The sequence below is a fragment of the Paenibacillus sp. FSL K6-0108 genome (assembly GCF_045040695.1).
Taxonomy (GTDB): Bacteria; Bacillota; Bacilli; order Paenibacillales; family Paenibacillaceae; genus Paenibacillus; species Paenibacillus pabuli_B.
The window spans coordinates 5,682,266-5,702,618 of sequence record NZ_CP150288.1 but is presented as its reverse complement, the minus strand read 5'-3'; the positions used below and the strand labels follow the sequence as shown (position 1 = coordinate 5,702,618).

Genomic DNA, 20,353 nt, shown 5'->3' with positions numbered 1-20,353 from the left:
AAGGGAGGCAGTATGAATAAGTCGCTGATGATAATTATCCTGATAAGCAGTATTTTTGTCTTTCAAGGCTGTGTGCCTGAAGTGAACAATGACTCGAAGGTGGAGGAAAAGATATCGACTTCATCGGATGAACAGCTACTAAAGGCAGCTCTGGAAAAAGACACCGAAAGTATTGAAAAATGGATTCAAGAGGGCGCCAATATCAATGCTCAGGATCAGAGCGGAAGAACAGCTGCCATGATTGCAACATACAACAATGATCTGGCATCATTCCAAGTGTTGATTGAGGCGGAAGCGGACCCATCGATAACGAATCGATATGGAGGGACTGCACTTATTCCGGCTTCGGAGCACGGATACGTTGATGTGGTACGAGAACTTCTGACCCAAACCTCAGTAAATGTGAACCATGTTAATCAACTGGGGTGGACAGCACTACTGGAAGCAATCATTTTAAACGATGGCAATAAAGGGCAGAAGGAGACGATTCAACTACTCATTGATCATGGAGCAGACGTAAACCTTTCAGATCGTGACGGTGTGTCACCGCTGATTCATGCTAAGAATAAAGGCTTCAAGGAAATCGAAGAAATTTTGGTCCAGGCTGGTGCGAAATAATATATCATTTTTATTTTGCATGTATCCTATTAATACAACTTCTAGACTAATAGGCATTCATATAAATAATAAAGGAGGCGTATTCCGCCTCCTTTTTATGTGGTTACTTTTGATCCGAAGAGGGATCCTGATTGAATCGTTGTGAAATTTTCTTCTCTGTCTTCTTACGCCGAATCCAGCGCTTGAATATATTTTCTTCTTTTCTTCCCTGCAATGTTTCCTTCATGCCTTGGATCATAAATTCGGATCTTCGTCTGTCATCCCGACTAATCTCGCGTAGTTCCTTAATAAATTTGTCGTCCATATCTGCCTCTCGCTCATTAAGTATATCCCTATTATACCGAACGTACGTTCTTTTATCAAGTTTTACCATAATCGATTTATTTGGGTTGATTTTTAGTGAGAAAGAGCACAGGTTTCAACCTTCTCCATATGTGAAAATGAAATAGAATTTTCGGTGAAATCGATAAAACTATGTTATGGAGGGTGACGATGAGGACTGGTGGTGATGGAATGAAGCGTGAATGTGTACCAGGAAGATCATGGGCAATCATTATCATGCAAGGGTTACTGAGCATTGGTGCGATCTTTGGAGGAGGAGCACTCATTATCGATCCATCGGGAAATCTTGTTCAGATGCCGAAATCATTGTTGGAACATTCCCCGTTTGGCAGTTTTTTGATACCGGGAATTATACTGTTGTTGGTTCTTGGCGTTATGCCGGCGATTATTGCCATTTCACTCTTTCGTCGCACTCACTGGGAAATAGGTGAAAAACTGAATCCCTATTCGAATCAATATTGGGGGTGGACTTTTTCCTTATATACAGGATTTGCTCTGATTATCTGGATTATGGCACAGGTATACTGGATCCAGCATGTATCTGTTATCCATCTGGTCTATTTTGCTTGGGGAGTCGGTATTCAGATTGTCACTCTGATGCCTGATGTACAGCGAAGATATGCGAGGTAGACTGTTCAATATAAAATACTAATCCTTATTATATGAAACGGCTGCCACGGGATCTTGAGTGATCCGTGTGACAGCCGTTTATATTTATTGTTACTTGGAAGCCTGGTAGGCGCTCAAAAATTCTTTCACTTTTGCCGGATCGGACTTCAGTTCATTCCCGGTCTGCACGAGTGGACTTACTGTAGAGTACGCCTTAAGTTTGTTGTTTTTGTAGAACTGCAAAATGTCATCCTGATTGATGGAGTACAGTACGGCTTTTCTCAGGTCACTACTCTTGGCAACTTCCCGATTGGCTGTGTTAAACAGCAGATAGGAAACCGCATTGCTCGGAATGCTCTGCAATTGCAATTTGCTGTCACCTTTGATGATGTCATACTTCGTTTCAGGTACCCCGTAGTATAAGTGGATTTCGCTACTGCGAAGAGCAGACAGCGCACTGTCAGCATCGGAGATGAACCGAACATTCACCTGAGAGATTTTGGGTGCATATTCGGAGCCTTTACGGTAGCCAGGATTCTGATAGAATACACCTTCGTAATCATTTTTATATGCCAAGATATATGGGCCGCTGGCATACAGGGTGTTGTTGTACGCAGCACCTTCAGTCACAGTATTCTGATCGCCGTAAGGAATGTCTTTATTCACGTCAAACGAAGCTACATCATACGTATTGATGCTCTCAACCTGCTTTTTGGACACAATGCCAGCAGATTGGTGAGCCAGATAGTTCAATACTTGCGGGAAAGGTTCGGTTGTTGTGAGTTTCACAACTTGATACTTCCCGGCAGCGTTATCGGCTTTGTTTTTGTCCGTGACCAGTTCCGTAATTTTGGTACCAAGCCCTTGCTCCAATGCGTCTTTAACCGTGCCGCTGCCACTGGATTGCTGAACGGATTCCAAGGCCCCCAGATCCGTTACCAACTCGGCTTCCTTAATATGTTCGTGAAGGCTGTATGTCCGGTGATCCGGTACGGAATCTTTGTTTTTGGCGCGATCGAGCGAGAAGATGACGTCATCTGCACCGACACGTTCTCCCGTATCTACTGCTTTTTTATTATCAATTTTCGCAAAGTTGATATCGTCTCTGAGAATGAAATAATATTCCGAGTTCCCCTCAGCAATGCTGAAATTGTGGGAGAGTGATCCCTCTGCTGTAAGCTGATCGTCATCTGTCAGGTTAACGAGACGTACATACATATTTGTGTTCAGTTGGTTGATGGAACCGTCATTTCCTTTGATTGGGTCAAGGGAAGTCAGGACGGAGGCGGTTTGTGTCAGAATTAATGGTTCTTTTGTATTTTTGGAGCTATCTTTGAATTCAATAGGTTCCCACGCCATGGCGCGGGATTTGGATAAGCGAACGGTGTCTACATTGAGAATGTCTTTGTTCACAGCCTGACTTTTCAGGGAAATGTACAGTGGAGCGATATAGGCTTGATCGGTGACCAAGCGGTCCTCCAATTGTTTATACGTATCCTTGTATTCTTCCGGAGTTTGGGAAGCGGCCTGATCAATAAGTTTATCGATTTGCTCATCAGCCAGAATGCTGTAATCTCCGCCTGTTTTGAAGAGTGAACGAACTGCGTAATCCGGATTCCCGGTTACCGTTGTCCAACTGGACAGCGCAATGTCATAATTGCCTGCATCCTGCTGGGATTTGTAGCTGCCATAATCTGGCTGCAGGTTCAGCTTAACATTGAAGCCATTCTTGGTGAGCTGGTCCCGGATAATGTTCACGTCATTTTCGGAAGAGCTCTGAGCCAGTAATTCGATGTCTACCGGTTTTTGGTTTTGCGTGTTTTCTGTTGTATCCGATGGTGCGGTTTCAGGCTGGGACTCTGACTTGGTCTTCACACTGCAACCGGAGACCACAAGGACGAGAATCAATAATAGTGCGATCAACGTACGTTTTTTCATGAAAATACCTCCAGATAAGTTCATAATCAATGAAATCCAAATTGAGTTGAATGTTGTATAAGCGGTTAAGCCTTTTCAAGCTTCGGATCAAGCGCATCACGTAGTCCGTCACCCAGAAAGTTGAACGATAGTACGAGCAGAATGATCGCAAGACCTGGATAGATGGCCAGATACGAATGGGTTTCCAGATACGTACTGCCCAGCTTGAGAATGTTGCCCCACTCGGGAATATGCGGCTCCACGCCGAGCCCCAAATAACTCAGACTGCTGGTGGCGATGACTGCTCCGCCGATGGTAAGCGTGGACTTGATAATCATGGGTGCGAGCGAGTTCGGAATAATATGTTTAAAAATAATGGAACGATTGTTGTAACCCAGCGCACGTGCAGCTTCAACAAATTCAAACGTAGATACATAGAGCACACTGGCCCTCATGGTACGTGCATAAGTTGGGATTGAGCCCAGGCTGAGTGCCAAAATAAGATTGACTGTATTGGCTCCGAACGCCGCAATGATGGCGATAGCGAGCAGAATACCCGGAATGGCATAGAGAATATCCAGCAGCCGCATGATGATATTGTCTGTATGTCTTCCATAGAATCCCGAGAATGCACCGAGAATACCGCCAATCAATACCGGAATCAGAGTTGACATGAAACCCACAATTAACGATATACGGGCACCGAATACAATCCGGGAAAATAAACATCGTCCAAAGTCATCTGTTCCCAAGGGATAGGCGAGCGATGGAGACTGAAGCAAAGCCGAGTAGTTATTTTCTACAGCCATGCTGTAATCAAAAGTAAAGAAGCTGCAAATCGATATCGAGAACAGGAAAATGATGAAAAACATACCAGACATGGCTGTGACATTCGGAGCAAGACGCTCCCACAGATCGTTCCAGAAGTTGGATTTTTGTTTACCCTGTCTGCGGATTCGTCCAATGATGGAAATACCCAGCAGCAGTGCGAACACATTCCCTGTGACCGAAGACAGAACCACTATGAGGCTGACCCACAACATCCAGCGTGGGATGATCGAGGCTGAGGTATATCGGGATACGATAAACAGCACAACCAAATCAATCACCAGAATAAACACCAGCGCCGCCATGGCTGGCAAAAACGTGTCCGCAACATAGGGTTTGAATATATTGAGTGCCGAGACCCCAATAACGAACAGCTGGGTCAGCAGCATATACACCGCAAATGTATACTCAATGCTCTTTGTCTTTTTGATCAGGTGAAAAGCGGCCGCCACGATAAAGATATTGCCTGAAATGATACCCAGCAGCTGGACCCAGGCGAGTCTGCGAGTCAACACAGAGATTGTCCCCTGCTGAATCAGATCTCTTCGAATTTGGAGCACCAGCACACTTTGGACCAGCGTGAAAAATAGGTAGATTCCTAGTGCAGTCAGTAGAAATGGCCTGAACACCTGAAGGCTCCAGTCATAGCTGTTGAATAACAGTATCGCCGACAACAGAAGGGAAGTGATCCAAGCGAAGCTTGCCTGACTGTACTCCTGTGAAGACTTAAGACGAAAACGCATTTCTTGTGTAAGTGAACCCGATTTTGTCATAGTGCACCTGCTTTAATATTGTTTCATCTTGGAACGGACTCTGGGATCGACAAAAGCGTACAACAGATCTACCACCACATTAATGATGGAGATTGTAATCGCCGTGTAAACTACTCCGCCCATAATACTCGGAATATCGGGTATAAATTGTTTATCCACAATATAGCTGCCGAGACCGCTGATGTTAAATACTTTCTCTGTTACAGCCGCCCCGCCAAGCATGCCTCCGAATTGAAGACCTACAACGGTTACGATTGGAATTAGCGCATTGCGCACAGCGTGTTTCAGCAGTACCTGTCGTTCGCTTAATCCTTTGGCACGAGCAGTCATCACGTAATCCTCATGAATAACTTCCAGTGTGGAAGAACGGGTCATACGGGCCACCGCAGCGGTTAATCCCGTTCCCAGAACAATCGTTGGCATAATAATGGACAGCCAGTTCTGTGGGTTGAAGGTAGCCGGAAGCCACTGCAGCTTGATCGAAAAATTCAGGATGAAAATAAGTCCTTGCCAAAAATTCGGAATTGATAATCCAATCAATGCAATAAACATGAAGGTGTAATCAAACAGTGAATTGGGCTTGATCGCCGAGATGATACCGATTGGCAAGGCAATGACAAGGGCAAGCAGCAAGGAGATAACGGCCAGTGTTAGCGTGATTGGAAACTTTCTGGCGATCGTAGCCGTGACATCTTCATTCCCTGAAAAGGACTTGCCGAGATCAAATAGCGCTATGCCCTTGATATTGTTCCAGAGCTGGACAAGATAGGGCTGATCCAGGCCATACACATGGTTAAAAGCTGCAATCTGTTCCTGTGTCGCCGTCTCTCCGAGAATGTTGGCCGCCGGATTGAATGGAGACAGGTACAAGATGGTGAATACAAGTGTTGCTACGCCCAGAATGACGAATACGGTCATCAGAATTCTTTCGAATATGTACTTTAGATAAGGATTGCCATACAAAAACATCATGGCGTACATCAGACAGCCCGGAATAACCGATATTGCAAGGAACCACGGTTTATCAATCAATGATTGGAATGTATCGGCCATCGTCAGGCGCTGCTTCCCCTGTTCCTGAAGCTTGCTGAATGTTCGTTCCTTTAATTCCTTCTGAACGGATTCCTCCAGCCACTCCTCCGTCTGTCGTTTAAACTCTGCCTCACTAACTTGCTGCCGAAAAAAACGGTGTTTACGCCTCAACTGTTGTTCTACGTCCGTCCGGAGTGTATCCCGGTAAGAAGTGGAGAGCATATCGCGCTCAACAGCTTGCTGAACCACGGCCCACTCATCCCTTTTTCGTCTGGATTGCCAGATCAGAAGCACAACCAAATTAACGGGCAGTCCGAGAATAAATAGAACATATCGATAGGAGGGATGAAGCAGCATTTTGCCATAATTAAATCCCAGGGTGTAAACAAGCTGTGACATTTTGCTGGATTTTGCAAGATTCAAACCATGCGAGCCTCCTTTCATCTCACTTTAAATTGCATTATTCCGATTGATATAGTATATATTATTTAGAGTATATTTAATTGTCAAGGTATGGAAGAGTATACATATGAGCACAAGTGAAAATATGGATGAGGGCTGGTGATTACATGCAACCTTTGTTGAAAGTAAATGAGTTGTCCGTTTCTTTTCATTCCGGAGAGAGTGAATTTCAGGCGGTGAAAGAAGTCAGTTTTGAAGTGCGGAAAGGGGAAACCCTTGGCATTGTAGGGGAATCTGGCAGTGGGAAAAGTGTTACGGCACGTTCCATTATGCGGCTGCTTGCCTCTCCTCCTTCGCAGATGAAAAAGGGTGAGATCCTGTTTAAAGGGGTAGATCTGGTTCATAAAACACAAAAAGAGATGGAGAGTATCCGTGGCCGTGACATTGGCATGATCTTTCAGGACCCTATGAGCTCTCTTAATCCGACCGTGAAAATCGGGAAACAGATCACCGAAAGTCTGATTAAACATCAGAAGCTTTCCAGAGGGGAAGCAAAGAAGCGGGCGATTGCCATGCTGGAGCTCGTTGGTATCACCAAGAGTGAAATACGTTTCAATCAGTATCCACATGAATTCTCCGGAGGTATGCGTCAGCGGGTGATGATTGCCATTGCTCTCGCTTGCCGTCCTGAATTACTGATCGCAGATGAACCGACAACTGCGCTCGATGTTACCATTCAGGCCCAGATCCTTAATTTGATGAAAGATATGCAGGCACAGCTGGGCACTTCCATTATTCTGATTACCCATGATCTCGGAGTCGTGGCAGGCATGTGTGATCGGGTCGTGGTCATGAAAGACGGGCAGATTGTGGAATCCGGGACAACCACCGAGATTTTTGCCAATCCGAAACATCCATACACGTCCAGACTGCTGAATGCATTGCCTCGATTAGACGAGAAGAAAAAGCCGAAACTCGTGTCGTTGGTACCACGCGATCTGGAGGATGATCAGCCTTTACTGGAAGTGAAGTCCCTCAGACAACATTTTAATCTGGGGAAAGGCAACACTTTAAAAGCTGTAAACGATATCAGTTTCGAGATTCGCCAGGGGGAGACGTTGGGGGTTGTAGGTGAATCGGGCAGCGGGAAATCGACTACAGGCCGAGCCATTCTGCGACTGCATGAACCTACAGGTGGGGATGTGCTGTTCAAGGGAGTGCCGCTCAACCGCCTCTCTGCCTCGGAGATGAAAACGATGAGGCGGCATATGCAAATTATTTTCCAGGACCCGTATGCCTCGCTTAATCCCAAATTTAGAATCATGGACATTATTGGAGAAGCTTTGGATATTCACCATCTTGCCAGCAGCCCCGCTGAACGGGAAAAGCGTGTGGAGGAATTGCTGGAGATGGTGGGTCTCGATCCGGCACATGCCCAGCGATATCCTCATGAGTTTTCGGGTGGGCAGAGGCAGCGGATTGGGATTGCTCGTGCGTTGGCCGTGGAACCTGAATTTATTGTATGTGACGAGCCTTTGTCTGCGCTGGATGTGTCCATTCAGGCTCAGATCGTACAACTGCTTGAGGAATTGCAGCAGCGACTTGGTCTGACATACCTATTCATCGCACATGACCTGTCCATGGTTAAACATATCAGTGATCGTGTAGCTGTCATGTATAATGGGAAGATTGTGGAGCTGGCAGAAAGTGAAGAGCTATATTCGAACCCTCAGCATGCATACACAAAGGCTTTGTTATCGGCCATTCCGGTTCCGGACCCGGCTGTAGAAGCGAAGAAAAAACGTCATGCTGTGAACGAAGTTCCAAGAGAGATGGCAGAAGTGGAAGATCGCTATAATCTGGAACAGTCCCGATGGGTGGAAGTAAAAGAGGGACATTGGGTGGCCATTTCCGGATAAGGTGAACCATTCATGTTTACTCAGAAAAGAACCCCGGTAGTGATCTGTGGAAGATCATTGCGCGGGGTTCTATCCCATGCCCAGGAGGCACGGTAAATATATTATTTGAATTGAACCGATTTCTTAATGTTGTCGATCTCGGCCTTTGTAGTATCATCCAAATAGGTAAAGATGAAGTTGAATGCATAACCTTCAATAATCGTGCTGTAGTAATCTTGCGTAATGGTTGAACCATTGCCAGCATCCATCGTAATTTGCATCAGATCCATTTCTTTACCACCGATGGTTTCGGTTGTGAACTCCTTGTATTCATAAGGGAACTGGCTGTCCTCCATGAATTTCTTCGTTGCTTTCAGGTAATCTTTACCTGTGCGAATTCCTTGCAGCAGGCTTACTTTTTCAGCAATCGCCATAGCGGAAGGGCCAACTTGACCTCCGTCCAATGGATATTGTGAAGCCATCAACAGGTTCAGTGTTTTGGCCTGAGATAGTTCAATTTGTTTTTTCTTCGTTTCATCGTCTCCAGCAATAACTTCGGAGGAAGCGTTAGTCAGCTCGTTCATGCCCGCGGCATCCTGGAACTCCCAAGCTTCCGGGAATTTCAGTGATACACCGAAATAGTCATTGTTATAAGAGCCTTTTTCCGTAGTTCCCAATTCCACGTCTTTGGAGTTATCTGTTTCCTTGGACTCGGAAGTGGATGGTTCGGAGCTCTCCGTTTTCTCCGTATCTTCTGTCTTGGCTGTGTCTGTATCAGTGCCGGCAGTGGTTTCTGTTGCAGTTGAGTCATTCGTTTTGGCGTTGTTATCCGCCTTGTCGCCGCAGGCTGCAGCAACCAACAGAATCATAATTAACATGGCAAACAATGAAGCTTTTTTTGGAATAGACATAATACCCTCCTGAAAATGTGTGTGTGTTCTTTCTCTCTCTAATTCATGTGTACCTAAAAATCTTAGCACAGATGTTCGTGTTGACCACCTATAGGAATCTATAGGGGTACCATTATAAATAAGACAGACGGCTGGCAATTGAAACAGCTTCCGCGCTGGATTGCACGCCTAATTTGTTGAAAATTACTTTTTTATGATGGTTTACGGTACATTCTTTAATTTTCAATTTAAGGGCAATCGCTTTAACCGTCAGCCCGCTCGAGATCATTTTCAGAATGGTTAACTGGCGTTTGGTGAACTCAATCGATGGCTGCTCCGTTACCGACGAGGCAAGGTTAGACTGATACCGATTTTGCATATGGGCTGGAATCAGCTTGGCAATTGCAATTAGTTCCCCTTGCATGTCCGCATTAATAGTGGAGACGTCGAGATAGCCGGCGCGTTGAAAGCCAAGAGATAAGGGGGTGGCGTAACAATGCCAACTTTGGAACAGAGGATTCTCATGCTGCTCGGGTGGCAGAAGAACCGGTTCGTGTGTGTCCATAGTTTCCGATATGGCATTTACACCACAACTCTTGGCTGTAAAAACCATGCCTGGACGAATCGGCGATTGTTTTACGACCTGTTCCAGATCACAGCTGTAATCCATGGCAAGCAGTACCCCGTCAGCATCTGTAAGAAGAAAGAGGTACGTGCTGGACAGATTCTCTTTAATATCCGAGAGACTATGCTGGAATGCGCTAATTAGAAAATGATTGATTTTGCGAACCCTGTCCAGATTGGTTGGAGTTACATACTTGATGCGAGCCATACCGGGATCGTGCAATTCGTTCTCGAACCAGCTCTTCCGTATGGCAGATATTTGTGCAGACATAAGGTGTCCTCCTTGACTATCCATTTTCCCAAAAAACATTTAAAATTAAGTTTACCTTTTTCAGACTCGGTTTCAAGCGGCTTAAGGATGAATTGCTTACTGTAGGACTTCGGGGTTACGATGTCTATTTGAGGGAGGAAATTTACATGAGTATGAAAGAGTTATTTCTGGCGGAGTTTAATCAAAGCAGTTGGGACTCATTTGTGCTGCTCTTCGAAGAAGCATATTTGCATGTGGATCCAAAATGGGCTGAATGTGCAGAACAGCGGGGGATTCCGGCAGATATTAGCAAGGTTCTTTTATGTGAAATGGGTGAATATGCACTGAGATGGATAGACATGAAAGTACCCGCAATGGGAGACGAAAGTCCTGCCAGTTACCTCAAAAAAGAGGATACGAATGCCCTAAGAGCAGCAATTATGCAAATGCCTCGATAACGTCAAAAGGGGGTGTGCGAGCGCATTGAGCGGAAAGTTGATTTTGCAAAATAGATATGTTACGCTTACATTACAAGAGAAAAACAACCGAATACGCAATAACATCTTTTGATGGATTGTAACTGTGCAGACAGGCAAAACCTAAACTGATGGTGAAATGAAGGCTCTTTTTTGCGAGCTATTTTACCTTGAGTTTAGGTTTTTCTTGTTTTTTGGCCTGAAATACAGCCGGTGTATTCGGGAAAAACCCAAATAAAATTCGAAAAGAGGTTGTTCGTTATGACCACGGCAAAAAAAGGATTCCCCGAAAACTTCCTGTGGGGAGGCGCTACTGCTGCCAACCAATTGGAAGGTGCATTCGATAAGGACGGCAAAGGTCTCTCTACTGCGGATATGATTGCGCATGTTCCCAAAGAGAAGCGTACAGGCGGACATGCCATGGAAATCTCCTCTACACGAATCGAAGAGATCCTTTCCGGCAAAATTGAAGAACGTTTCCCTAAACGTTTTGGTATTGATTTCTATCATCACTATAAAGAAGATATCGCATTGTTCGCCGAAATGGGCTTCAAAGTATTCCGTTTGTCCATTCACTGGGCACGTATTTTCCCGAATGGTTACGATCAAGAGCCGAATGAGGCTGGCTTGAAATTCTATGACGACGTCTTCGACGAATTGTTGAAATACGGCATTGAACCGCTGGTAACCCTGTCTCACTACGAAACACCGCTCGGTCTGACACAGAAATACAATGGTTGGGCAGGTCGTGAAGTGATTGGGCACTATGTGAGATATGCAGAGACTGTGTTCAACCGTTATAAAAATAAAGTGAAATACTGGTTGACGTTTAATGAAATCAACGTGATGCTGTTTAGCCCATACACAGGCGGCGGTATCCTGATCGATAAAGTGGACAACCAGCTGCAAACGACATATCAAGCGCTGCATCACCAATTTGTAGCGAGTGCACTCGTAACCAAGCTTGCACATGAGATTATTCCTGGTTCACAAGTGGGCTGTATGCTCGCTCGTATGGAAACATATCCGGCGACTTGTAATCCGGTAGATGTGCGTCTGGCGCAACATGAGAATCAGATTAACCTCTTCTTCACGGATATGCATGCTCGTGGTCAATACCCGAACTACATGGCTCGTTATTTTGAAGAAAACAACATCGTGATTCAAAAAGAAGCAGGCGATGATGAGATCTTGCTGAACAATACCGTTGATTTCATTTCCTTCAGCTACTACATGTCCGTAACCAAATCTGCATCTGCAGACAAGGAAGAAACAACAGGTAACCTGACTGGTGGCGTTAAAAACCCTTATCTGGAAGCTTCCGACTGGGGCTGGGAGATCGATCCGATCGGTCTGCGCGTGACGTTGAATAACTTCTGGGATCGTTACCAGAAACCATTGTTTATTGTTGAAAATGGTCTGGGTGCATATGACCGTGTCGAAGAAGACGGTTCAATCCATGACTCCTATCGTGTGGACTACCTGAAGAAACACATCGAACAAATGAAAGAAGCGATCAAAGACGGCGTGGACCTGATTGGATTTACGGCATGGGGCCCGATTGACCTTGTGAGCATGTCCACGTCAGAAATGTCCAAACGTTATGGTTTCATCTACGTTGATCTGGATGACGAAGGTAACGGAACACTCAAACGTTCCAAAAAAGATTCGTTTGACTGGTACAAAAACGTAATTGCCAGCAATGGCGAGCAGTTGTAATTTGGTCTGATTCCTATTCTTGAAACCGGATCTCTCCAAATAATTGGGCTATTCGGGATTGTTACCGCATAAAGCGGGCAAAACCCAACATAAAGCAGGCTATTGTGATCCATCTGATCTCATGCCCTTTACGTTGGTACGTTGTCCGCTTTTTGATGTGCTCGCAGGCATAGGGTCAACTGTTTTAACAAAGAATGAATATAACGTAACCAGAGAGGAATGACTGATATGACAACACCATTTCCGAAGGATTTTCTATGGGGCGGCGCAGTCGCAGCCAATCAGCTTGAAGGAGCCTATAACACGGATGGCAAAGGCCTGTCTGTTCAGGATGTAATGCCGCACGGGATTACGACGCCAAGAACGGAAGGACCGACAGAAGATAACCTGAAATTGATCGGTATCGATTTCTACAACCGCTACAAAGAGGACGTTAAACTATTTGCGGAAATGGGCTTCAAAGTGTTCCGTACATCCATCGCCTGGTCCCGTATTTTCCCTAAAGGCGATGAATTGGAGCCAAACGAAAAAGGTCTTCAGTTCTATGATGACTTGTTTGACGAATGCCATAAATACGGAATTGAACCCCTTGTAACGATCTCTCATTATGAGACACCGCTGCATTTGTCCAAAACGTATGACGGCTGGGTTAACCGTAAAATGATCGAGTTCTATGAGCGTTATGTAACCGTCTTGTTTAACCGTTTTAAAGGCAAAGTTAAATACTGGCTGACGTTTAATGAAATTAACTCCATCCTGGAAGAACCATTCATGAGTGGCGGTATCTACACGCCAAAAGCGGAACTGTCCAAGCAGGATCTGTACCAAGCGATCCATCATGAACTGGTGGCAAGTGCGCTCGCGGTCAAACTGGGTCATGAGATTATGCCTGAAGCGAAAATTGGTTGCATGGTACTAAGTATGCCTACGTACCCACTGACACCAAATCCGGATGATGTGGTTGCTGCGATGCATGCTGAACAGCGTAATGATATCTTTGCCGATATTCATGCACGCGGTTATTACCCGAAATATATCAATCGTTACTTCAAAGCGAATAATATCAACATCAAGTTTGAAGATGGCGATGCTGAAATTCTGAAACATACGGTGGACTTCATCTCATTCAGCTACTATGTAAGTATTTGTGAGACAGGTGACCCGCAGAAGCGTATTGAAGGAAAAGGAAACTTGTTTGCAGGTGTACAGAATCCTTATCTCAAAGCTAGTGAATGGGGCTGGCAAATTGATCCGCAAGGTCTGCGCGTAACGCTGAATAAATACTGGGATCGTTATCAGAAACCGTTGTTTATTGTCGAAAATGGTTTGGGTGCAGTAGATGAACTGATCACAGATGAAAATGGCAACAAAACGGTGAATGATGATTACCGTATTCAATACCTGAATGATCACTTGGTACAAGTAGGCGAAGCGATTGAAGACGGCGTTGAAGTCATGGGTTATACCGCATGGGGCTGCATCGATCTGGTGAGTGCATCCACGGCAGAGATGAAAAAACGTTACGGATTCATTTATGTGGATCGCAACAACGATGGAACAGGTACATTGGATCGTTACAAGAAAAAATCATTCCATTGGTACAAAGAAGTTATTGGTACAAACGGCGCAAGTCTAAAATCCGACAATTATTAATTTCTGGTTCCAAAGACATATGTGGGCAGCATCTTCTTGTGTCATATTCAAGCACATTAACCGCTTTCACAAAAACATTGTCAGATGGATAATTATATGGTAAGATGGGCCTAAGGCTAATGAATACTGGATTGTTACTGTTCAATCAGGCAAAACCAGAAGCGGGGCATATGTTTTATGACCTGTTTTGGTTTTGCCTTTTACTACTTTGACGGTGCAAGGTGATGTGAAGAAATGAAAATTGAGAAGGTGCTGAACAACAACGTAGTTACTGTGATTGATCCAGGAGGAAACGAACTGGTCGTCATGGGGCGGGGCATAGCCTTCAAAAAGCATACTGGTGAAACGATAGACGATAGTCTGGTCGAAAAAATATTCTCACTCGAAAGCAAGGAAGTATCGCAGAAACTGAAAACGCTTCTGTCTGATATTCCAGTTGAATATGTTGAATGCTCGGATGAAATCATCCGTTATGCAGAGACCGTGTTAGGTGAGAAGTTACACGAAAGCATCTACATTTCACTGACGGATCATATTCATTTTGCCATTGACCGGCATCGTCAAGGCTTGCTGATTCGTAACGCATTGTTCTGGGAGATCAAACGCATGTATCGCAAGGAATATGCCATTGGGCTCAAGGCGCTTCAGATTATTGAAGAAACATTGGGCGTCCTGCTTCCTGAAGACGAATGCGCATTCATCGCAATGCATCTGGTCAATGCCCAGATGAACGGTGAGATGAGAGAAACCATCAGCATTACGAATATCGTAAAAGATATACTCAACATTGTACGACGCAGCTTTGTCATTGAGCTGGATGAGGATTCGCTGAGTTATTATCGATTCCTGACACATTTGAAGTTCTTTGCTCAGCGCGTATTACACGGTACAGCGATTGAAGATAAGGAAGCAGATAATCCGCTTCATGACCTGGTGAGCAAACAATATCCTGAGGCACATGCTTGTGCTTGTAAGATTAACGACTATACTCGCAAGATCTATAGCCGGGTCTTATCCAAGGAAGAAATCTTATATCTGACCATTCATATTGAACGGGTTGTCAGAACGGAACAAACAATCGAATAAATTGGGATTGTTACTGCAAAAAAGGCAAAACCTAAACGTTGAATAATGATAAGCTGAAACGGCTTTGTCATTATTCAGTGTTTAGGTTTTTTTTTAACCTTCATTACACATAAAAGGAGCAAAACACAATGGATAAACAACAATTGTCCAAGGATATCCTGAAGCTTGTTGGTGGCGAAGAGAACATCGATCAAGTCACACACTGTATGACAAGACTCCGGTTCAACCTGAATGACAACAAAAAAGCGGACAAAGCGACGCTGAAAAATACACCAGGCGTTATGGGCGTTATGGAGAACGGTGGACAGTTCCAGGTTATTATCGGGAACGATGTGCCTGTTGTGTATAATGCACTTGTAGGCAACATGTCCAAATCTCCAAATGCAGACGCTGGATCAACTGGTGCTTCGACTGGGGAGAAGAAAAAGAGAAATCCAGTAAGTGCATTGTTCGACTTTATTTCCGGCATATTCACACCGATTCTGCCAGCGATTACGGGTGCCGGTATGATCAAAGGGATCGTTGCAATCCTGGTAGCTATAGGTTGGTTGTCTGAAACCAGTTCAACTTATATCATTTTGTCTGCTATTGGTGATGGTGCATTCTACTTCCTTCCGATTATTCTGGCGATCAGTGCCGCACGTAAGCTCGGTAGCAATATGTATATTGCCGCAGCGCTGGCAGCGGGGATTATGCATCCGACGATTACAGCCTTGCTTGCCAATGGCGATACCACATTTGTGGGCATTAAGGTTATAGCAGCAACCTATTCTTCTACGGTTATTCCGATTATTCTCGCAATCTGGATTGCTTCCTATGTAGAGAAAGCGGTTGATCGTATTACACATGCTTCGCTTAAGCTTCTGATTGTTCCAACGGTTACCCTGTTAATTATGGTTCCTCTAACCTTGATGACGGTTGGACCATTGGGTACAGTACTCGGTAATGGTTTGTCTGGTGGTATTTCATGGTTGTTCGACAACATGTCCATCTTCGCAAGTATCTTGATTGGTGGTACGATGTCACTTCTGATCATTACAGGTATGCACTATGCACTGCTGCCGATCATTGTTGGTTCGATGACATCACTTGGTTACGATTTTATTATTCCACTGATGTTTGCAGCTAACTTGGCACAAGGTGGTGCAGCATTTGGTGTAGGTCTTAGATCGAAAAATGGTAAAACGAAATCGCTTGCTTATTCTACAGGTCTTACGGCTATCATGGGGATTACGGAACCGGCAATGTATGGGATCAATATGAAGTTCAAAAAACCATTTATAGCAGCCCTGATCGGTGGAGCTGTTGCAGGTGGATTCATGGGGATCGTCAATGTTAAAGCTTATGTACTTACAGGTCTAGTGGGTCTGCCAAGTATTGCAGCATTTATCAGTCCGGCAATTAGCACACTGCTCTACGCTCTGGCTGGTGGTTTGATTGCCATTGTAGCAGCAGCAGTACTGACGTACATTCTTGGTTTCCAAGAAGACAATGTTCCACAATCGGTTGAAGCTACGCCAGCTGCTGAGCCTACAACACCAGCAGCAACGACTTCTGCTTCCGCAGTAACTGCTGTTGAAGAAACGAAAGCACTGGATCAAGACGTATTCAGCCCGATCACTGGTGAAGTTAAACCATTGAGCGAAGTTCCAGACCCTGCATTCTCCGAAGAGATTATGGGTAAAGGTTTTGCCATCCAGCCGTCGGAAGGCCGCGTGGTTTCTCCGATCAACGGAACGGTATTCTCGCTGTCGAAGAGTGGACACGCCATCGGCTTGGTAAGCGACAATGGCGCTGAGATGCTCATTCACATCGGGATTGATACCGTGAAACTGAAAGGTCAATTCTTCTCCCCTAAAGTTCAAGCAGGAGCGAAGGTTGCCGTTGGTGATGTACTGATGGAATTCGACCGGGAAGAAATTGAAAAAGCCGGTTACACTACAATTACGCCGGTTATCATTACGAACATGCATCAATACAATACAATCGAATCTGCCGGACGTACAACGATTAAAGAACAAGAATTGTTGTTCACGGCAAAAGCGTAACGAATATTAAAAAGCAGCAGTCTTATCGGATGAAAATCCGGCAAGGCTGCTGCTTTTTTTGTAGATGTGGCTACCTTTCCGATTGTCGACATCCTATTGGAGGCTAAACCGAGCAAGCAGGCAATAGCTCCCGAACCAATTGCACAAAGTGCTGCGCGGGCTTGGACAGATGGCGATTTCGATGCCACACAAGCGCAGAATCTACGGTGGATTGCGCATCCAGAATACGATAGACATGAAATGGATGCTCATGATATAACTGCAGAACCGTATGGGGCACGATGGAGCTTGCAAAACCGAGTCGTACAAGTTCCAACAACATGTTAATATCCGAGCATTCGCCAGCAATGGAAGGATTCACGTGATGCTCCCGGAATTTCTGCAATATCAGTTCGAACATTCCAAGCCCTTCGGTACTGGGAAGCAAGAGAGGGATGTCGGCCAGCTTCTGAAAATAAATCCCGCGCTCATCCGCTGACCTCAGCGGTGTGGAAGAAATATAGAAGAGGGCTTCCTGCGGTAGATGCAGCACTTCATATTGCTCTGTTTTGACAGGCATTCGCACACAGGCCAGCTCGATTTTGCCTTCCCCCAGGAGCTGGCAGAGCTGCGCAGATTCATTTTGCTGGATTTTATAGGTTACCTGGGGGTGTGTTGTCCGAAACTGCTGGAGCGCTTGCGGGATCAAACGATCTGAAATGGTATTAATGCCAAGCGACAGCTTGCCCCGAATGCCATAGCGGAAACTTTGCATCTCCATGACAGCCTCTTCCATGTATTTGGTCATCGTAACCGCATAATCATAGAAGCTTCGACCCGCCTGTGTCAGCTCCATGCTGCGTCCTTTGCGTTCAAACAAAGCCACGCCGAGCTCGTCTTCCATCAGCTTAAGCTGCTGACTTAGAGGAGGCTGAGCCATGTGCAATCTGCGCGCTGCCGCTGTGATCTGTCTCTCCTCAGCAATCGCGATGAAATAGCGACATTGTTTGATATCCACGTATGTTCTCCTTATTTGCAACGATATGTTTTTCGTATGGGAAACCAACAAAACATGTATTTTTATTATACTTTCATCCTATGTTACCATACATAAGGTTTAAACACTTCAAATCACACATGTAGATTATGATCATTCGAATATATGCCTTGAGGATGAGGATGAACTGGAGGGTGAAGGTGCGGTGCTGAAAACAATACATGCTGCTGCTGAAGCTGGACATACAGATGATGTGCTGCGGTTTATCGCACAAGGGACCGGTGTGAATGACCGGGATGCGCGAGGGCGGACGCCTCTGATGGCCGCGGTACATGGCAACAAGCCAGAGACGGCAAGTATGCTTATTGAATCGGGAGCAGATGTGAACATCCAGGATCAACGACTGGACAACATGCTGTTGTATGCCAGTGCGGAAGGTTTGCGTAAAATGGTCGAACTGGCTATAAAAGCAGGTGCCGATACCCGGCTTACGAATCGTTTTGGAGGTACAGCACTGATTCCTGCTGCAGATCGAGGACATGTCGATATTGTGGAAATCCTCCTGACCAGCACAGATGTGAATGTGAATCATATCAACAATCTGGGCTGGACAGCCTTGCTGGAAGCGGTCATTCTGGGGGATGGCGGCACACGCCATCAGCAGATCGTAGCATTGCTTTTGCAATATGGTGCGGATCCCTTGATTGCTGACCGGGATGGAGTTACAGCACTTGCGCATGCCCGCAGAAATCATTATATAGAAATGGAGCGAATGTTAACCCAATCATGAACAGACATCAAGAGCAATCTTTGCAAAATCATATAAAGGGTGCGTCATCACTTATATTGGCAGGCATTCAGTGGTTCTTCTTCCTGTTTACCAACACGGTAGTGGTGCCGTTATCCATCGGACATAATTTTCAGCTTTCACCGGAGGCCACTGCTGCGTCAATGCAGCATGCCTTTTTGCTGACCGGGGCTGTATGTATCTTACAGGCGTTCTTTGGACATCGTTATGCCGTGATGGATGGTCCCTCGGGGTTATGGTGGGGGCTCACGCTAAGCTTAACGGCCTCGGCTTCATCGGCAGGCATGAGTTTGGAACGTATTGGGGGAGGACTGGCTGCGGGTTTTCTGTTAGCGGGTCTGACGATGATGATTCTTGGCGCGCTTGGAGCGGCGCATGTGCTTCAGAAGCTGTTCACACCCATGGTCAAGAGTGCAATGTTATTTCTGATGACGATTCAATTGACCATGAATTTCTTCAAAGGCATGATTGGATACACCGAGTTTGGCACATTCAACCTGCCTGTGGCGGCGTTGTCCGTTGCCATTGCGTTTTTTGTGGCCTTGATCCAGCTTAAGGGAAAAGGTAAGCTGGGCAATTACTCCATCCTGATTGGCATCGTGACGGGATGGATTGCCTACAATTTTGTGTTCCCAGGACAGCATGCAGGAGTATCCGGTCAACAGGATTTCAACCTGTTTTCCTGGTTTCCGTGGGGGACGCCGAAGTGGGAGCCGGGCATTGTCATCACCGCTTTTTTTGTTGGGCTGGTGAATATGACGAACTCCATCACCACGTTAAGCTCCGTCGAAAAAATATATGAAGTACAAACGACCAGCCAACAATATAAACGATCGTACATGCTCACAGGATTGTTCACCATGTTATCTGCATGTGTAGGTGTGCTGCCGTTCGGTTTATTTGCTTCTTCAATTGGTTTTCTGGAGAGCACTCGTATTCTGAAACGAGCTGCGTTTGTTGTTGGAGCAGGCATGTTATGTATGTTGGGACTTACACCTTCAGTGACAGCTTTTTTTGCACAAATCCCGCCCAGCGTTGGGAGTGCCGTGCTATTTGTAGCGTATTTGCAGATGTTCGGGACGGCCCTGAGAACACTTGAAGGCATCAAATTTAATTCCAAAACCATCTATCGTGTAGCATTGCCGGTTCTTACAGGTGTTGCTGTAATGAATATTCCTGCTGAAGCCTTTCATTCTTTGCCTATGTATCTCATCCCGATCATTAGCAATGGACTCGTCATTGGGGTCGTAGTGTCACTGCTGCTCGAAACCACAGTGGATTGGTCCAAGATGGACAACACAACGATTGCAACCAAAGCAGCCTGAATATCTAAAATCTTGAACAAAATATTGAAACAGTCCGGTTGAGCGGGCTGTTTTTTTGTTGTTGGGTTGGTAGCTCCCC

Annotated in this window: 17 protein-coding genes; 10 read left to right on the top strand and 7 right to left on the bottom strand. The window is 45.4% G+C overall.

Going from position 1 to position 20,353, the window contains the following annotated elements; genetic code table 11:
• The first annotated feature begins 12 nt into the window (after positions 1 to 12).
• Positions 13 to 618, top strand: coding sequence for an ankyrin repeat domain-containing protein (locus tag MHB49_RS25940; protein WP_405153521.1), 606 nt, complete (start codon positions 13 to 15; stop codon positions 616 to 618).
• Between the two features lie 103 nt (positions 619 to 721).
• Here MHB49_RS25940 and MHB49_RS25935 read toward each other — a convergent pair whose 3' ends face one another.
• Complete coding sequence (locus tag MHB49_RS25935; protein WP_247898830.1) at positions 722 to 922, bottom strand: hypothetical protein; 201 nt, start codon at positions 920 to 922, stop codon at positions 722 to 724.
• A 188-nt stretch (positions 923 to 1,110) separates the two neighbouring features.
• On the opposite strand from MHB49_RS25935, the gene MHB49_RS25930 reads away from it, so the two are divergent.
• A complete protein-coding gene (locus tag MHB49_RS25930; protein ID WP_405153520.1) occupies positions 1,111 to 1,590 on the top strand; it encodes a hypothetical protein in 480 nt (159 codons plus the stop codon).
• A gap of 90 nt (positions 1,591 to 1,680) precedes the next feature.
• Here the strand turns inward: MHB49_RS25930 and MHB49_RS25925 are convergent, their stop codons facing one another.
• From MHB49_RS25925 to MHB49_RS25915, 3 genes are all read right to left on the bottom strand, one after another.
• Positions 1,681 to 3,507 carry an ABC transporter substrate-binding protein gene (locus MHB49_RS25925; RefSeq protein ID WP_405153519.1) on the bottom strand — a complete coding sequence of 609 codons (1,827 nt, stop codon included), beginning with the start codon at positions 3,505 to 3,507 and terminating at the stop codon, positions 1,681 to 1,683.
• Positions 3,508 to 3,572: 65 nt separating this feature from the next.
• A complete protein-coding gene (locus MHB49_RS25920) occupies positions 3,573 to 5,087 on the bottom strand; it encodes an ABC transporter permease (RefSeq protein WP_405153518.1) in 1,515 nt (504 codons plus the stop codon).
• 12 nt (positions 5,088 to 5,099) lie between these two features.
• The gene (locus MHB49_RS25915) at positions 5,100 to 6,542 is read right to left on the bottom strand and encodes an ABC transporter permease (RefSeq protein WP_405153517.1); all 1,443 of its coding nucleotides are present in this window, start codon (positions 6,540 to 6,542) and stop codon (positions 5,100 to 5,102) included.
• Positions 6,543 to 6,688: 146 nt separating this feature from the next.
• Here MHB49_RS25915 and MHB49_RS25910 point away from each other — a divergent pair, with 146 nt between their 5' ends.
• Positions 6,689 to 8,440, top strand: a complete 1,752-nt coding sequence (locus MHB49_RS25910) for a dipeptide ABC transporter ATP-binding protein (RefSeq protein WP_405153516.1) — start codon at positions 6,689 to 6,691, stop codon at positions 8,438 to 8,440.
• Between the two features lie 101 nt (positions 8,441 to 8,541).
• On the opposite strand, the gene MHB49_RS25905 is transcribed toward MHB49_RS25910, so the two are convergent.
• Positions 8,542 to 9,330 carry a hypothetical protein gene (locus MHB49_RS25905; protein WP_405153515.1) on the bottom strand — a complete coding sequence of 263 codons (789 nt, stop codon included), beginning with the start codon at positions 9,328 to 9,330 and terminating at the stop codon, positions 8,542 to 8,544.
• A 112-nt stretch (positions 9,331 to 9,442) separates the two neighbouring features.
• Positions 9,443 to 10,204: a LuxR C-terminal-related transcriptional regulator gene (locus tag MHB49_RS25900; RefSeq protein ID WP_405153514.1), complete on the bottom strand. Its 762-nt coding sequence runs from the start codon at positions 10,202 to 10,204 to the stop codon at positions 9,443 to 9,445.
• A 146-nt stretch (positions 10,205 to 10,350) separates the two neighbouring features.
• Here MHB49_RS25900 and MHB49_RS25895 point away from each other — a divergent pair, with 146 nt between their 5' ends.
• The 5 genes from MHB49_RS25895 to MHB49_RS25875 all read left to right on the top strand — a co-directional run bounded on the left by MHB49_RS25895 (position 10,351) and on the right by MHB49_RS25875 (position 17,165).
• Positions 10,351 to 10,641 (top strand): hypothetical protein, encoded by a 291-nt coding sequence (locus MHB49_RS25895; RefSeq protein ID WP_405153513.1) that lies wholly within the window; start codon positions 10,351 to 10,353, stop codon positions 10,639 to 10,641.
• 279 nt (positions 10,642 to 10,920) lie between these two features.
• Positions 10,921 to 12,378, top strand: coding sequence for a glycoside hydrolase family 1 protein (locus tag MHB49_RS25890; RefSeq protein WP_062325655.1), 1,458 nt, complete (start codon positions 10,921 to 10,923; stop codon positions 12,376 to 12,378).
• Between the two features lie 228 nt (positions 12,379 to 12,606).
• Positions 12,607 to 14,031 carry a glycoside hydrolase family 1 protein gene (locus tag MHB49_RS25885; protein WP_405153512.1) on the top strand — a complete coding sequence of 475 codons (1,425 nt, stop codon included), beginning with the start codon at positions 12,607 to 12,609 and terminating at the stop codon, positions 14,029 to 14,031.
• Between the two features lie 234 nt (positions 14,032 to 14,265).
• Entirely contained in the window at positions 14,266 to 15,117 is an 852-nt protein-coding gene (gene licT / locus MHB49_RS25880; RefSeq protein WP_405153511.1) for a BglG family transcription antiterminator LicT, read from the top strand.
• 128 nt (positions 15,118 to 15,245) lie between these two features.
• Entirely contained in the window at positions 15,246 to 17,165 is a 1,920-nt protein-coding gene (locus tag MHB49_RS25875; RefSeq protein WP_405153510.1) for a beta-glucoside-specific PTS transporter subunit IIABC, read from the top strand.
• A 103-nt stretch (positions 17,166 to 17,268) separates the two neighbouring features.
• On the opposite strand, the gene MHB49_RS25870 is transcribed toward MHB49_RS25875, so the two are convergent.
• Positions 17,269 to 18,162 carry a LysR family transcriptional regulator gene (locus tag MHB49_RS25870; protein ID WP_247898818.1) on the bottom strand — a complete coding sequence of 298 codons (894 nt, stop codon included), beginning with the start codon at positions 18,160 to 18,162 and terminating at the stop codon, positions 17,269 to 17,271.
• A gap of 184 nt (positions 18,163 to 18,346) precedes the next feature.
• Between MHB49_RS25870 and MHB49_RS25865 the strand changes: the two genes are divergently transcribed.
• Both MHB49_RS25865 and MHB49_RS25860 read left to right on the top strand, forming a co-directional pair.
• Positions 18,347 to 18,931 carry an ankyrin repeat domain-containing protein gene (locus MHB49_RS25865; RefSeq protein ID WP_405153509.1) on the top strand — a complete coding sequence of 195 codons (585 nt, stop codon included), beginning with the start codon at positions 18,347 to 18,349 and terminating at the stop codon, positions 18,929 to 18,931.
• Positions 18,928 to 20,274, top strand: a complete 1,347-nt coding sequence (locus MHB49_RS25860) for a uracil/xanthine transporter (protein ID WP_405153508.1) — start codon at positions 18,928 to 18,930, stop codon at positions 20,272 to 20,274. The genes MHB49_RS25865 and MHB49_RS25860 overlap by 4 nt, the downstream gene beginning before the upstream one ends.
• The last annotated feature ends 79 nt before the right edge of the window (positions 20,275 to 20,353 follow it).

Coding starts and splice junctions, on each gene's coding strand:
- MHB49_RS25940 (WP_405153521.1), top strand. CDS start 13: ATGAATAAGTCGCTGATGATAATTATCCTGATAAGCAGTATTTTTGTC.
- MHB49_RS25935 (WP_247898830.1), bottom strand. CDS start 922: ATGGACGACAAATTTATTAAGGAACTACGCGAGATTAGTCGGGATGAC.
- MHB49_RS25930 (WP_405153520.1), top strand. CDS start 1,111: ATGAGGACTGGTGGTGATGGAATGAAGCGTGAATGTGTACCAGGAAGA.
- MHB49_RS25925 (WP_405153519.1), bottom strand. CDS start 3,507: ATGAAAAAACGTACGTTGATCGCACTATTATTGATTCTCGTCCTTGTG.
- MHB49_RS25920 (WP_405153518.1), bottom strand. CDS start 5,087: ATGACAAAATCGGGTTCACTTACACAAGAAATGCGTTTTCGTCTTAAG.
- MHB49_RS25910 (WP_405153516.1), top strand. CDS start 6,689: ATGCAACCTTTGTTGAAAGTAAATGAGTTGTCCGTTTCTTTTCATTCC.
- MHB49_RS25905 (WP_405153515.1), bottom strand. CDS start 9,330: ATGTCTATTCCAAAAAAAGCTTCATTGTTTGCCATGTTAATTATGATT.
- MHB49_RS25900 (WP_405153514.1), bottom strand. CDS start 10,204: ATGTCTGCACAAATATCTGCCATACGGAAGAGCTGGTTCGAGAACGAA.
- MHB49_RS25895 (WP_405153513.1), top strand. CDS start 10,351: ATGAGTATGAAAGAGTTATTTCTGGCGGAGTTTAATCAAAGCAGTTGG.
- MHB49_RS25890 (WP_062325655.1), top strand. CDS start 10,921: ATGACCACGGCAAAAAAAGGATTCCCCGAAAACTTCCTGTGGGGAGGC.
- MHB49_RS25885 (WP_405153512.1), top strand. CDS start 12,607: ATGACAACACCATTTCCGAAGGATTTTCTATGGGGCGGCGCAGTCGCA.
- licT (WP_405153511.1), top strand. CDS start 14,266: ATGAAAATTGAGAAGGTGCTGAACAACAACGTAGTTACTGTGATTGAT.
- MHB49_RS25875 (WP_405153510.1), top strand. CDS start 15,246: ATGGATAAACAACAATTGTCCAAGGATATCCTGAAGCTTGTTGGTGGC.
- MHB49_RS25860 (WP_405153508.1), top strand. CDS start 18,928: ATGAACAGACATCAAGAGCAATCTTTGCAAAATCATATAAAGGGTGCG.